Origin of the sequence: Pseudolysinimonas sp. (genome assembly GCF_044239695.1) — a bacterium.
GTDB lineage: Bacteria > Actinomycetota > Actinomycetes > Actinomycetales > Microbacteriaceae > Pseudolysinimonas_A.
In genome coordinates, this window is the sequence record NZ_JBIIAW010000087.1 from 1 (window position 1) to 13,211 (window position 13,211).

The 13,211-nt window shown below is 68.1% G+C and carries 15 protein-coding genes and 1 tRNA gene; 6 read left to right on the forward strand and 10 right to left on the reverse strand.

The genetic code is table 11. The features are described 5' to 3' along the window. Both ACILQS_RS12425 and ACILQS_RS12430 read right to left on the reverse strand, forming a co-directional pair. On the reverse strand, positions 1 to 948 hold a 948-nt coding region (locus tag ACILQS_RS12425; RefSeq protein ID WP_395640445.1), incomplete at its 3' end, for a histidine kinase dimerization/phospho-acceptor domain-containing protein. Next, positions 945 to 1,703 carry a response regulator transcription factor gene (locus ACILQS_RS12430; protein WP_395640446.1) on the reverse strand — a complete coding sequence of 253 codons (759 nt, stop codon included), beginning with the start codon at positions 1,701 to 1,703 and terminating at the stop codon, positions 945 to 947. The genes ACILQS_RS12425 and ACILQS_RS12430, both read right to left, overlap by 4 nt. A 343-nt stretch (positions 1,704 to 2,046) precedes the next feature. On the opposite strand from ACILQS_RS12430, the gene ACILQS_RS12435 reads away from it, so the two are divergent. Further along, positions 2,047 to 2,745, forward strand: coding sequence for a hypothetical protein (locus tag ACILQS_RS12435; RefSeq protein ID WP_395640447.1), 699 nt, complete (start codon positions 2,047 to 2,049; stop codon positions 2,743 to 2,745). 102 nt (positions 2,746 to 2,847) lie between these two features. Then, positions 2,848 to 3,822 (forward strand): reverse transcriptase family protein, encoded by a 975-nt coding sequence (locus ACILQS_RS12440; RefSeq protein WP_395640448.1) that lies wholly within the window; start codon positions 2,848 to 2,850, stop codon positions 3,820 to 3,822. On the opposite strand, the gene ACILQS_RS12445 is transcribed toward ACILQS_RS12440, so the two are convergent. Both ACILQS_RS12445 and ACILQS_RS12450 read right to left on the reverse strand, forming a co-directional pair. Further along, a complete protein-coding gene (locus tag ACILQS_RS12445) occupies positions 3,819 to 4,499 on the reverse strand; it encodes a DUF998 domain-containing protein (protein ID WP_395640449.1) in 681 nt (226 codons plus the stop codon). The genes ACILQS_RS12440 and ACILQS_RS12445 overlap by 4 nt on opposite strands. A 2-nt stretch (positions 4,500 to 4,501) precedes the next feature. After that, on the reverse strand, positions 4,502 to 5,167 hold the full coding sequence (locus ACILQS_RS12450) for a Pr6Pr family membrane protein (RefSeq protein ID WP_395640450.1): 666 nt from the start codon (positions 5,165 to 5,167) through the stop codon (positions 4,502 to 4,504). Between the two features lie 127 nt (positions 5,168 to 5,294). Between ACILQS_RS12450 and ACILQS_RS12455 the strand changes: the two genes are divergently transcribed. Further along, positions 5,295 to 6,251, forward strand: a complete 957-nt coding sequence (locus ACILQS_RS12455) for an NADP-dependent oxidoreductase (RefSeq protein ID WP_395640458.1) — start codon at positions 5,295 to 5,297, stop codon at positions 6,249 to 6,251. Here ACILQS_RS12455 and ACILQS_RS12460 read toward each other — a convergent pair. Genes ACILQS_RS12460 through rplK form a run of 3 tightly spaced genes read right to left on the reverse strand, consistent with a single transcriptional unit; the run spans position 6,232 to position 7,909 of the window. Further along, the gene (locus ACILQS_RS12460) at positions 6,232 to 6,783 is read right to left on the reverse strand and encodes a GNAT family N-acetyltransferase (protein WP_395640459.1); all 552 of its coding nucleotides are present in this window, start codon (positions 6,781 to 6,783) and stop codon (positions 6,232 to 6,234) included. The genes ACILQS_RS12455 and ACILQS_RS12460 overlap by 20 nt on opposite strands. Positions 6,784 to 6,785: 2 nt before the next feature. Further along, the gene (gene rplA / locus ACILQS_RS12465) at positions 6,786 to 7,475 is read right to left on the reverse strand and encodes a 50S ribosomal protein L1 (RefSeq protein WP_395640451.1); all 690 of its coding nucleotides are present in this window, start codon (positions 7,473 to 7,475) and stop codon (positions 6,786 to 6,788) included. A 2-nt stretch (positions 7,476 to 7,477) separates the two neighbouring features. Further along, positions 7,478 to 7,909 carry a 50S ribosomal protein L11 gene (gene rplK, locus ACILQS_RS12470; protein ID WP_395640452.1) on the reverse strand — a complete coding sequence of 144 codons (432 nt, stop codon included), beginning with the start codon at positions 7,907 to 7,909 and terminating at the stop codon, positions 7,478 to 7,480. A 129-nt stretch (positions 7,910 to 8,038) separates the two neighbouring features. On the opposite strand from rplK, the gene ACILQS_RS12475 reads away from it, so the two are divergent. Beyond that, the gene (locus ACILQS_RS12475; protein WP_395640453.1) at positions 8,039 to 8,353 is read left to right on the forward strand and encodes a DUF1905 domain-containing protein; all 315 of its coding nucleotides are present in this window, start codon (positions 8,039 to 8,041) and stop codon (positions 8,351 to 8,353) included. A gap of 63 nt (positions 8,354 to 8,416) precedes the next feature. Here the strand turns inward: ACILQS_RS12475 and ACILQS_RS12480 are convergent, their stop codons facing one another. The 3 genes from ACILQS_RS12480 to ACILQS_RS12490 all read right to left on the reverse strand — a co-directional run bounded on the left by ACILQS_RS12480 (position 8,417) and on the right by ACILQS_RS12490 (position 9,958). Then, a complete protein-coding gene (locus tag ACILQS_RS12480; RefSeq protein WP_395640454.1) occupies positions 8,417 to 9,466 on the reverse strand; it encodes a transcription termination/antitermination protein NusG in 1,050 nt (349 codons plus the stop codon). 56 nt (positions 9,467 to 9,522) lie between these two features. After that, positions 9,523 to 9,807, reverse strand: a complete 285-nt coding sequence (gene secE / locus ACILQS_RS12485; RefSeq protein WP_395640455.1) for a preprotein translocase subunit SecE — start codon at positions 9,805 to 9,807, stop codon at positions 9,523 to 9,525. A gap of 78 nt (positions 9,808 to 9,885) precedes the next feature. Further along, positions 9,886 to 9,958: transfer RNA gene (locus ACILQS_RS12490), tRNA-Trp, on the reverse strand. Positions 9,959 to 10,297: 339 nt separating this feature from the next. On the opposite strand from ACILQS_RS12490, the gene ACILQS_RS12495 reads away from it, so the two are divergent. Next, complete coding sequence (locus ACILQS_RS12495) at positions 10,298 to 12,349, forward strand: choice-of-anchor G family protein (protein ID WP_395640456.1); 2,052 nt, start codon at positions 10,298 to 10,300, stop codon at positions 12,347 to 12,349. A gap of 108 nt (positions 12,350 to 12,457) precedes the next feature. Next, the coding region (locus tag ACILQS_RS12500; RefSeq protein WP_395640457.1) for a pyridoxal phosphate-dependent aminotransferase at positions 12,458 to 13,211 on the forward strand (754 nt) is incomplete at its 3' end.

Sequence of the window (13,211 nt, forward strand, 5' to 3'; positions counted from 1 at the left end):
GAGGTCCTGCCCGGCGTCGAGTCGGGCGAGCAGCAGCAGCTCCTCCACGAGCGACGTCATCCTCACCGACTCCGACTCGATGCGGGCGAGCGCGTAGACGATGTCCTCGGGGAGCGCGATCCCGGAGCGCCGCGTGAGCTCGGAGTATCCGCGGATCGACGCGAGCGGCGTCCGCAACTCGTGACTGGCGTCGGCGACGAACTGCCGCACCTTCTCCTCGCTCTCCTGCCGGGCGCGCAGCGACGCCTCGACGTGCTCCAGCATGAGGTTGAAGGCTGCCCCCACCTGACCGACCTCCGTGCGCGGGTCGGAATCCGTCACCCGCTCGCTGAGTGCCACCTGGCCCCGCGCGAGCGGGAGCTCGGCCACGCGCCGGGCGGTCGCGGTGACCCGGCCGAGCGGGAGGAGGGCGACGCGCACCACCTGAGTGCCGGCGAGCGCCGCCACCGCGAGCGCGAGAAGGGTCACCAGGGCGAAGATCAGCGCGAGGTTGGTGGTAGTCGCCACGACCTCGGAGGTCGGGAGGCCGGCGATCACCGACTCGCCGCCCGGCGTCGTCTTCGCGCCGACGCGGAACTCGCCCAGATCGCCCAGATCGACCGTCGCGAACTCGCCCGGCGCCAGGTCGAGCGAGCGCAGGGTACCGACCTGAGCCTCGGTGAGCTCGACCTCCGTGCCGTCGTCAGCGGCGTACTCGGCGCGCTGGTCCGTGACGACGAGGGTGCCGATGCGGTTGTTGGGCTGGTCGCCGCCCTGCGGCCCGCCGAGTCCCGGACCTCCGGCGCGCGTCAGGGCATCCAGCACCTGCGCGTCGAGCCGCGCCACCAGGCTCTGCCGCAGCGCGAGCACGCTCGCGACCCCGACGACGATGCTGACGACCGCGAGAAGGGCGACGATGCCGACGACGAGTCGCCGTCGCAGCGACCAGGATCCCCGGGTGGCGCTCATCCCTCGGCGGCGGCCGGCTTGATCGTGTATCCGACGCCGCGCACGGTGTGGATCATGGCCGCACGACCCTCGTCGATCTTCTTGCGCAGGTAGGAGATGTAGATCTCGACGATGCTCGACCGCCCGCCGAAGTCGTAGCTCCAGACGCGATCGAGGATCTGCGTCTTGCTGAGCACCCGGCGCGGGTTGCGCATGAGGTAGCGGAGCAGTTCGAACTCGGTCGCGGTGAGGGCGATCGGCTCGCCGGCCCTCGTCACCTCATACGTCTCCTCGTCGAGGACGAGATCCCCGACGCGGATCTGCGGGTCGGCCGCCGCCGAGACGATCCGGGCGCTCCGGCGCAGCAGTCCGCGTAGTCGGGCGATGACCTCGTCCAGCGAGAACGGCTTCGTGACGTAGTCGTCGCCGCCCGCGGTCAGGCCGGCGATGCGATCGTCGACGGCATCCTTCGCGGTGAGGAAGAGCACGGGCACGTCGTTGCCGGCCTGGCGCAGGCGCTGGAGCACCTGCAGGCCGTCGAGGTCGGGCATCATCACGTCGAGCACGACGACGTCAGGGGTGAAGCTCTTCGCCTCGGCGAGCGCCTGCTGGCCCGAGGAGGCGGTGCGCACGTCCCAGCCCTCATAGCGCAGCGCCATGCGCAGCAGATCCCCGAGGGAGGCCTCGTCATCGACGACGAGCGCGCGCACGGGCGACCCGTCGGGGCGCGTGAGACGAGCGGGGGCGGTCGCGGGCGGGGCCGTGGTTGGAGTCACGTTCCCAGTCTGCTCCGCTTCCTATGAATCGGCTGAGGCGCGCCTTGGTGCCTGCCACGAAGATCCTCGGCGCGGTTCGGGTGCGGCGTGAGCACCGCTCGGCGCCCGGCCCGTGCCGGCGACCAGCCCGGCGAGCGCGAAGATCGCGCCGAGCGTCGCGACGATGAGCGTCGGAATGAGTTCCATGGTGTCCTCCGGTCTCGACGCTACGTTCGCCGCAGCGAGCGTCGCGACGCACGAACGGGGGTGGGGCCGACCCCAGTGGGAGTGACGCCCGCCCGGGGGCAGACCCCGCGTGCCGGGAGCGCGTGACACAGACTCCGGGTGACGCAACACTCTAGGTGTGCGCATCCTCCTCGATGAATCCGGCCAACAAAGCGAGACTCTTCCTCTGATGGTCGGCGCCGTCGCTTGCCCTGAGCCTGAACGCCTGGATGACATCTTGAACGAACTTCACGCCGAACTTTCGGCGATGGATCGATTCGCTGGCCAGGCCTCCTTTGATGCGTTCGTCAAGGACGGCTTCCACAACTGGCAGATCCCGTTCGAACTGCAGGTGCAGTTCATCTCCGAGCTCGAGAAGCTGGATGGCTTCCGCCTCTACGTCTGCTTCTCACGTCGCGCACGTCTCCCTACGCTCACGGACGACCAACGCTGCCTAGTTCTTTACCGGGCCCTCCTGCCAGACGTCTATCTGGCGCAGAAGATTGATTCCGTAGATCTCTGGTTCGAGGAGAACTCCACCCTGGGCCGCCATTTCAAGAAGGTCGCTGAGGACTCTCGCGCTGATGCAGTAGCAAAGAGCGACGAGGATCGGGTTCCACAGGTTAACGTGAGAGTGGTCTCGAAAGACGAGGCTCCTTCACTCGGAATCGTCGACTTCGCGATGGCAATCATCGGCCAGTGGCTTCTGCAGCCCGCGCCTCGCGACCTCGCTCAGTACAAGGTGCGCAACTTCATGGCAATTGAGCGAGATGTAGCCCTCATTCACGATTTCGATAGCGGCAAGCGGTCGACGCGATTGCACAGGGACTTCGCGTGACAGATACACTCGCGCCGTGAGGGCGGGATTCAGTCATGGTGGGCACGAGTCCGTGCACGGCGTACTACTGCTGCATGCTAGGGACGTCTCCCGCCCTCGCCCATGACCATTTCAAATCTTGAAGTCGCGAACACTCTGCGGGTCGGGTTGCCTGATCTCAAACGAGTCGCATCCCTTATCCAGGACGGGACGGCTGTAACGGCCTTCACCCGCCGCAAGAAGGATGGCACCCAACGGACGATCCATCGTCCTGGCCTAACCGCGACCCTGGTCCTGAAGAAGTTCCATGAGGCACTGACCAACTCGACAGCCCCACCGCCTCCACACGTCCACGGTTTCGTTCGCGGCCGTTCTATAGTTACCAACGCTCGCGAGCATCTTGCGCGAGATGCAGTTCTTCGTATCGATCTTCGCGACTTCTTTGAGACCATCGACGGCAATCGAATCCGTGGCGTTTTCGAAGGACTTGGCTTCTCCCCTAGCGCAGCACTGCTTGCGGAAAACCTCACGACATTCAACGGGACGCTGCCGATCGGCTTCCACACCAGCCCGATTCTGTCGAACCTCGCCTTCGCTTCCGCCGACTCTGACCTCACCCGTTTCGCCGCGGAGAACGGGCTTGCATTCACCCGCTACGCAGACGACCTGATCTTCTCTGGCGCTCCCACCTCGGGCACCGCAGTTGCCATCGAGGCCATACTCGACGGTCACGGTTGGCAGGTCAACGCGTCAAAAACGAAGCTCATGAAGCGTGGGGCAAAGCAGTACGTCACTGGGCTCACGGTCAACGACGGCTCATACCCTCGGATCCCTGCAGTTGTTAAGAGTCGGATGCGTTGGAAGTTGCACTTCATTGAACGATTCGGCTACGAGAAGTACATGATCGAGTTCGGAGGTGAAGACCGCGAGGACTATCCCAAGCGACTCCTAGGAATGGCTCGACACATCGCTGCGGTCGAGCCGCGAGTAGGTGGATTGTTGATCCGGCGGCTGGACCTCGAGCTACCCCCCTCATGGCGTAGCGAAATCACCGACGGCGAATGGACGGACTGGATCCAGGACTTCCGTCTTTCCTAGCGGACGACCTCCTCCGGGCGATGCGCCGGGATCCCGCCGGAAGCTGACGCCGCGACGACCGGCCGCCGCTCGATCGCGAGCGCGATGCCGTAGACGGCGACCCAGGCGATGCCGAGGGTCGTCGCGACGAACTCGAGCCGGCTGCCGAACCAGGCGTAGAACTCGAACACCGACATCAGCCCCCCGGTCGCCGCGATGACGGCGACCGAGATCGCCGCGATGAGCGAGAAGCGCCGGATCGCGCGGTGGCCGACCGCGAACGCGCACTGCAGCATCGCCCAGGCCGCGAACACGAACGCGAGGGTCGCGGCGCTGACGTGCCCGAGGTCCTGCCAGGAGAGGTCGGGGCCGAACCGCGGCACCGGGCAGCCGCTCGTGCAGGGCACCTGCGACGCGACCAGGAACAGCCCGCTCGCGATCGCCAGGCTCACCGATGGCGCCCACCAGCGCAGCACCGGAACCCGGCTGCGGATGCGGCGGCTCGCCCAGGCGATGGCGACGCTCCCCGCCACGAGTAGCAGCAGCGCGCGCTCGAACCACGCGGCCGTCGGCTCCCCGTCGGCCCCCAGCTCGCTCACGTAGAGCTCGCGGGGGACGCCGAGGCGGGCGATCCAGATGATCGCGAGCGACGCGAGCACGAGGACGGTCCCCGCGGCGGCGAGGACGCGGTCGAGCATCCTCACGCCGACGCGCGCGCGGGCAGGGGCCAGCGCTCACGACGACGGGACACCCAGATCGCCGCCGCCCCCACGCCGACCATCACGGCCGCGATGAGGATGACGTAGAACGCCACCGACAGGTAACCGTTCTCGGAGTTCGTCGGGTTGAGGAACGGGTACGGGTACCAGCCCACGATCGGGCCGCGGATGAGGGTGTACGCCACCCAGAGGATCGGGAACACCACGACCGCCCAGACGCGCTTCCACTCGAGCCGGTTGCGTCCCGGAGCCAGCAGCCAGTCCGCGATGATCAGCAGCGGACCGACGACGTGGAGGATCTCGTTCGACCACGGCACCGTCTGCCCCTGCGGCAGCTCGATCCCGCGCAGCAGCAGGTTGTAGACGATGAACGTGACCGTCATGAAGGTCACGGCGACGAGGCGGAAGACCGTGAACCCGACCGTCTCGGTGCGTCCGGCGGCCACCGCGGCGGCGCCGACGAGCAGCGACACGACGGCGAGCACGTTGGACTCGATCGTGAAGAAGCTGAAGAAGTTCACGAGCACGAATCCGACATCATCGCCGGCCGCGACGGTGTTCTCGATCGAGCGGACGAGCTGCGCGACGATGGCGGCGACGATGGCGGCGGCTCCCCCGAGCCGGAGGGCGGTGACGAGAGGTCTCACGATTCGCAGGATAGCGGCCACGGCCCGTTCGCCAAGCTTCACGAGGCCATGACATCCACGTAACACCGGCGACTCATGCGCGGCCTTTACTGGTCACGGGACAGGGGAGATTCAGGAGATGACCACGATGCGGGCCATGGCGATGACGCAGGCCGGGGGGCCGGAGGTGCTCGCGCTCGCCGACCTCGAACGGCCGGTGCGGGTGAACGCCGAGGTGCTCGTGAAGGTCGTCGCGGCGGGCGTCAACCCGATCGACGCGAAGACCCGGGCCGGCCGCGGCGCGTTCCCGGGGATCGCCGGCTTCCCCGTCGTGCTCGGCAACGACTTCAGCGGCATCGTCGAGGAGGCGCCCTACGAGTCGCACCCCCTCCAACCCGGCACCGAGGTGTACGGCATGGGCATGGTGCCGCGGATGTCGGGCGCCTACGCCGAATACCTCACCGTGAGCGCCCTCTCGGTCGTGAAGAAGCCGTCGACGCTCTCACACGTGGAGGCGGCCGGGGTTCCGCTCGCGGCGCTCACCGCGTGGGGCATGGTCGTCGAGACCGCGAAGGCTCACGAGGGCCAGCGGATGCTCATCCACGCCGGCGCCGGCGGAGTGGGGCACTTCGCCGTGCAGTTCGCCGCCTACTTCGGCGCGCACGTCATCGCAACCGGCTCCGCCCGCAACGCCTCCTGGCTGCAGGAGATGGGTGCCGCCGAGGTGCTCGACTACTCGGCCGTCAGGTTCGACGAGGTGCTCGACCCGGTGGATGCCGTCATCGACCTGATCGGCAACCTGCAGGACGACACCGGCTCCCGCTCGCTGCGCGTCCTGCGCCCGGGCGGCATCATCGTCAACGGCCCCACCGGATCCTGGCCGACGATGGCCGAGGAGGCCGCGACCGCGGGCGTGCGGGCCACCGGCTACCGGGTCGTGCCCGACGGCTCGACCCTCGCGATCATCTCGCGACTGCTCGAGTCGGGCGACGTGAAGGTCTACGTCGACCAGGTGTTCGATCTGGAAGACGTCGCCTCGGCGCACCAGGTCATCGAGGAGGGCCACACCCGCGGCAAGCTCGTGCTCAAGGTGTGCGAAGGCTGACCGGGAAGACCCGCTCCATCACGAAGTCCTCTTCCCACCGGTCGCCGACGAGGAAGCGCTTGCGGCCGACCTTTGCGAAACCGGACTTCTCGTAGAAGCCCTGGGCGCGCGCGTTCTCCTCGTTGACGCCGAGCCAGACGGCGGCGGCTCCGCGCTCCCGCGCGGCCTCGAGCGTGCGGGTCATAAGCGCCGACGCGACGCCCGCCCCGTGGTGGCCGGGCATGACGTAGCACTTGCTCAGCTCGGCGGTCGGGCGCACGGTCAGCGCCGCAGTGACGTCGGGGTCCGAGGGCTCGCCGACGATGAGCATCGTGTAGCCCGCCGCGACTCCGGCCACGTCGGCGAGGAACAGCACCCGCGCGGGGTCGGCGAGGTACTCGTCGAAACGCGCGGGCGTCAGGTGCGCCGCGATGAAGGCGGCCTTCGCCTCGTCGGTCGTGTGCGGCGGGCAGGCGAGGGGGAAGGTGGCCGCCGCGACGGCAGCGAGCGCCGCGGAATCCGCGACGCTCGCTCGTCGAATCGTGACGTTCAGGTCTAGAGGACCGTCACGTCGAGCGGAACGCCGGGGCCGAACGTCGTCGACACCGCGCCCTTCTGGATGTAGCGGCCCTTCGACGAGCCGGGCTTGGCCCGGTTGATCTCGTCGAGCGCGGCCTTGAGGTTCTCGTTCAGCTGGTCGCTCGAGAAGCCGGCCTTGCCGATCACGAAGTGCACGTTGGCGTGCTTGTCGACACGGAACTCGATCTTGCCGCCCTTGATCTCCTCGACCGCCTTCGCGGGGTTGGGGGTCACGGTGCCGGTCTTCGGGTTCGGCATCAGGCCGCGGGGGCCGAGCACCTTGCCGAGTCGACCGACCTGGCCCATGAGCTCGGGCGTCGAGACGGCCGAGTCGAACGCGGTGTAGCCCGCGGCGACCTTCTCGATGAGCTCGACGCCGCCGACCTCGTCGGCGCCCGCGGCGATCGCGGCTTCCGCCGCCGGACCCGTCGCGAAGACGATGACGCGGGCGACCTTGCCGGTGCCGTGCGGGAGGATGACGGTGCCGCGCACCATCTGGTCGGCCTTGCGCGGGTCGACCCCGAGCTTGAGGGCGACCTCGACGGTGGAGTCCATCTTCTTCGAGCCGGTGCCCTTGATGACCTCGACGGCCTCGGTGGGCGCGTAGAACTTGCCGGCCTCGATCTTCTCGGCGGCGGCGCGATATGCCTTCGACTTCTGAGCCATGATTACGCCTCCACCGTGATCCCCATCGACCGGGCGGTGCCGGCGATGATCTTCATGGCGGCCTCGACGTCGTTCGCGTTGAGGTCCACCTGCTTCTGCTCGGCGATCGCGCGCACCTGGTCCTTGGAGAGCTTCGCGACCTTGACCGTGTGCGGGGTCGACGACCCCTTCTGCACGCCGGCGGCCTTCTTGATGAGCTCCGCGGCCGGCGGGGTCTTGAGGATGAACGTGAACGAACGGTCCTCGTAGACGGTGATCTCGACCGGGATGACGTTGCCGCGCTGCGACTCGGTCGCCTCGTTGTAGGCCTTGCAGAACTCCATGATGTTCACGCCGTGCTGACCCAGGGCCGGGCCGATGGGCGGGGCCGGGTTCGCGGCGCCGGCGTTGATCTGGAGCTTGATCAGGCCGGTCACCTTCTTCTTCGGTGCCATGTTTCCTTCTTCTGTCGTGCGTTCGAACCGAACGCGCTCCCGTCATCCAGGCGATTCCTGGATGCGGTGGGTCGCCCCCGCGTCGAAACGGCAGAGGGCAACCTGTCGATCTTACGTCAGACTCGGCGCATGGGCGAGTTCGAGTTCGAGGGACACGTGGTCGAGTGGCGGGGCCCCGCACCGTTCTACTTCGTGCGCATCCCCGAGTCCGACAGCGCCGATCTGAAGATCGCAGCGGCCGGCGTCGAGTACTGGGGCCAGGTGCCCGTCATCGTCGAGCTGGACGGTGTCGAGTTCACGACGGCGCTGTTCCCGAAGGACGGCGTCTACCTGCTGCCGCTGAAGGATGCGGTGCGGAAGGCCGCCGACATCCAGCTCGGTGCCGTCGTGTCGGTGACCTTGACGGTGGGTCGCCCGGCCGCCCCGCGGCAGAACCCCTTCTGACGCGCGGGACCCTCGCGTGCGGGGCTCCTGAGCGTCAGAGAGGGTTCTCTGACGCGGGAAGGGTCAGAGCTTGGTCACCTGGTCGAACGAGAGCTCGACCGGGGTCTCACGCTCGAAGAGCGAGACGAGCACGGTGAGCTTGCCGCTTTCGGGCTTGATCTCGCTGATCGTGCCGGGCAGGCCCGCGAACGAGCCCTCCTTGATCGTGATCGTCTCGCCGACCTCGAAGTCGATCTCGGCGGGGATGACGCGAGCGGTCGCACCCTTGCCCGTGCCCTTGCCGCCGACGGCGCCCTTGACCGGCGCCTCCACGACCTGCACGAGGCTCTTCAGCATGTTGAAGGCCTCTTCGAAGCGCAGCGGGGTCGGGTTGTGCGAGTTGCCGACGAAGCCGGTGACGCCCGGGGTGTGCCGCACGACCGACCACGAGTCCTCGTTGAGGTCCATGCGCACGAGCACATAGCCCGGGATGCGCACGCGGGTGACCAGCTTGCGCTGGCCGTTCTTGATCTCGACCACGTCCTCCATCGGGACCTGGACCTCGAAGACGTAGTCCTCCATGGTCATCGAGACCTTGCGGCTCTCGATGTTCTGCTTCACGCGCTTCTCGAAGCCCGCGTAGGAGTGGATGACGTACCACTTGCCCGGCTTGCCGCGCAGTTCGGCGCGGAACTCCTCGTAGGGGTCGACGACCTCGTCCTCGGCCTCCGCGGCGTCCTCGTCGTCGTCGCCGAGCTCGGGACCGTCGTAGGGGGTGACGTCGGGCTCCTCCCGCGCCTCCTCCTCGGCCTCGATGTCGGCCTCGTCGTCGGTCGCGGCGACGGAGGCGTCGGCCTCGTCGGCGGAATCGATGTCGAGGGCGTCGTCGACGATCGCATCCGCTTCCGGATCGGCCGCGGCGTCGAGGGCGTCGAGCAGCTGCTCGAGCCCGGCCTCGACCGACTCCTCGTCGTCGGACTCGTCCTCGTCGATCACGTGGATGGCGGCGTGCTCGGCCGAGTCGACCGACCGCTCCTCGCGCTCGAGGACGTTGCCCTCCTGCGCCTCGTCCTCTTCGGAGGACTGCTCGGCGGCCGTCGCGAGGTCGATGTCGCGGCGCTCTTCTTCAGACACGTTTCAGATCCTTCTATAGCTTTCGGATGCCGCGAAGGCGGCAGATGAGTCAGTGCTCAGGAGAGAAAGGCGGAGCCGTTGCCGAACACCCATGACACGGCGAAGGCGAACACGGCGTCCAGGCCGTAGACGAGCGCCATCATGATCACGACGAACACGATCACGACGCCCGTGTAGCTGAGCAGTTCGCGGCGCGTCGGGCGGACCACCTTCGACAGCTCGGTGAGCACCTGACGGATGAAGAGGGCGATCCGCGCGAACGGGCCACGCCGCTCGGCGCGATCCCGCTTGGCGTTCGCGACGAGGTCCTCACTCGGCTCGTCGATCACCTTGCGTGCCACGACATCCAACCTTTCATCGATTCCCGGCCGTTGTGCCGGGGATCTGTTCAGCTAACGCTGCATTCAGCAAGCGCTGCGCAGGGCGGACAGGACTCGAACCTGCAACCTGCGGTTTTGGAGACCGCTGCTCTACCAATTGAGCCACCGCCCTCGGCTCGTGCCCCCGGCATCCGACGGATCGGAGCGCGGGCACGACGAAGCTTGGCGTTTTCAGCCAACCCCAGAAGTGTACGTCATCACAAAAGTCTGCGAGCAACCCGCGTCATAGCCCCGGGGGTCGCCGGTCTCTTCGAGTGAGAGGGACACAACCAGCCCTCTCAGACAACCGAATACGGGCGTACGAGACTGTGATCAGGTTTCATCGAAGTACACGAAGTCACCGAACGCCGAAGCCCCAGCTTTTCCCGGACGGCCCCACCGGCCGTAGCTGCGCCGAGGCACCTCACTGATTGCAGCCTCCTCGTCCGTATGGACCAGGAAGGCAAGAGACGTGTTCACCACTGCACACCCGCGCGTGGCGACTCCTCGAAGGGGATCGGCAAGCCGGATCAACACGAGCGGGACGGCCACGCGCATCGGCGCCACCGTCACCGCATTCGCCCTCGGCGGGGCCTTCGCCCTCGTCGCCCCCCTCTCCGCATCGGCCGTCGAGGTTCCGACGTCGTACGCGGAGGGGCGCTTCCTCTCCGGCTCGTTGCTCGGCATCGACCTCGACACCGTCGCGTCGCTCGGCTACGCCGAGGCGCAGAACGACGGCACCCAGGCCACGCAGACGACGAACGACCCGCTCGACGCGGAGGTGCTCCAGACGATCGAGGTCGCTTCCAACCCGGCCCCGCAGGTCGATCTCGGCGGCGTCCTCCAGCTCGGACCGGTCGCCCAGTACGCGCAGGCGTCGAGCGACGGATCCTCTCTCGGCGCCTCCGGCGCGGTGCGGGACGACGGCGCGATCGGCGTCGGCGACGACACCACCACCCCGCCGGCCAACGCGACCCTCGACCTCCAGCAGCTGCTGGGCGACGAGTTCGCCTCGACGTTGCTCGACCTGAAGCTCGAGCTCGGTGCGGTCGCCGCTCAGGCGCAGGCCGACCTCGACAGCGCCTCCGGCGACTACCAGATCGCGGATGCCGTGCTCACCTTCTCGAGCCCGGCGATCGCGGATCTCACGCCGAAGGTCGACACCGCGCTGCAGGAGGTCGTCGACGCGCTCGGCGAGCTGATCGGCAGCAACGGCGCCCTGGTCGACGACGTCAACGGGCTGCTCGTGAACCTCGACCCGGTGCTCAACCTGGCCGGCGGCAGCGGCAACGTGACCGCCAGCATCAACGCCGGCAACCTCCAGGAGATCGTGCACTCGATCCTCGAGGAGGAGTACGGCGACGGCGCGGTCTCGTTCGACCTGGAGACCGGTGAGGTGCGCGTCGACCTCGAGGTCCTCCTCGGGGGCGAGCTCAACGACCTCGCGCCCGGCACCGAACTGCTGACGGATGCGGTCGTCAACCAGATCCTCGAAGGGATCACGACGACGGTCGCGACCATCGCGGACCAGGTCGTCGACAAGGTCGAGGACGCTCTGCACGACGCGAAGGTCGACATCCACGCCGACCTGTCGGTGAACGTGGCCCAGGCGCCGCTCGTGCAGGAGGTCTGCCAACTGGTCGACCGCGTGCTGACCACGCCGATCCTGCGGGACGCGACGAGCCTCGAGCTGATCACCAACGGCCTCCTGGGCGGTGTTGGCGACCTGCTCGACACCGGACTCGTCGGAAGCCTCACGGACGGCCTGGTCGACGAGGTCGGTGACTTCGTCGCCGTCGACGGCGTGATCCAGCGGATCACCGGGTTCGTCAACCAGACGGTGCAGGACAACGTCTGCAGCACCACGTCGACGGCGGTCGCGCCGCTCACCACGAGCGTCGTGCTCGACGTCGAGGCGACGGTCGACGAGCTGCTCGACGGCGTGGCCGCACAGGCGGTCGCGGATGTCGACATCCTCGGCATCGGCACCAGCCTCGACCTCGACGTCCTGCTCGGCGACCTCGGCGGCACGCTGCTCGACGGACTGTTCGACGGCGACGGCGCGGTGCAGGACCTGGCCGATGCCCTGGAGACCGGCCTCGTGCACCCGGCCACCGAGACCCTTCTCGGCGACGGGATCGGCAACATCGGTGACGCGCTGCGCGACGTGGTCTCGGTGCAGGCCAACGTGCAGGAACTCGTCTCGACCGGCGACGGCGGCGAGTTCACCCAGACCGCCATCCGCGTCTCGGTGCTCGACGACGACCTCGCGACGCTGAACCTGGCGCAGGCGACGGTCGGGCCGAACGTCACCTCGGTGGTCGACTGCATCGATCCCGACGGCTGCGACGTCGGCGGCGAGACCGGGACGCCTCCGGGCGGCGGCGGTGGGGGCGGAAGCCTCGCCTACACCGGCATCGGCATCGCGACGCTGATCGCCGTCATCCTCGCACTGCTGGCAGCGGGTGCCTATCTGGTGCGGGAGGGCTACCGACGCAACCACCCGGTGACCAGTGCCGGCTAGTCGGTAGCTGAACCACACGAAGCCGGAGTCGTCGGCCCCCAGAGCATCGACGGCTCCGGCTTCGTGCCGCCCAGGGCCTCCCGGCAGGCGCGGCTAAGCTCAGGGACCGTGGCACGCATCTCGCAGCGCATCGGGTCCATCGCCGAATCGGCCACCCTCAAGGTGGACTCCAAGGCCAAGGCCCTCAAGGCGGCCGGTCGACCGGTCGTGAGTTTCGCCGCCGGGGAGCCCGACTTCCCGACGCCGGCGCACATCGTCGAGGCCGCCGTCGAGGCGGCTCGCGACCCGAAGAGCCACAAGTACACGCCGGCGGCCGGCCTGCCGGAGTTCCGCGAGGCGATCGCCGCGAAGACCCTCCGCGACTCGGGCCTCGAGGTCTCGCCGTCGCAGATCATCGTCACCAACGGCGGCAAGCAGGCCGTCTACCAGGCCTTCGCGACGCTGCTGGATCCGGGTGACGAAGTACTCGTGCCCACCCCGTACTGGACCACCTATCCCGAGGCGATCAAGCTCGCGGGCGGCGTGCAGGTGGATGTCTTCGCCGGCGCCGACCAGGGCTACCTCGTCACCGTCGAGCAGCTCGAGGCCGCGCGCACCCCGCGCACGAAGGTGCTGCTCTTCGTCTCGCCGTCCAACCCGACGGGTGCCGTCTACTCCCCCGAGCAGGTCGCCGCGATCGGCGCCTGGGCCGACGAGCACGGCCTCTGGGTGATCAGCGACGAGATCTACCAGAACCTCACCTACGACGGGGTCAAGGCCGTCTCGATCGTCGAGGCGTTCCCGGCCATCGCCGACCGCACCATCCTCGTCAACGGCGTCGCGAAGACCTACGCGATGACCGGCTGGCGCCTCGGCTGGATGG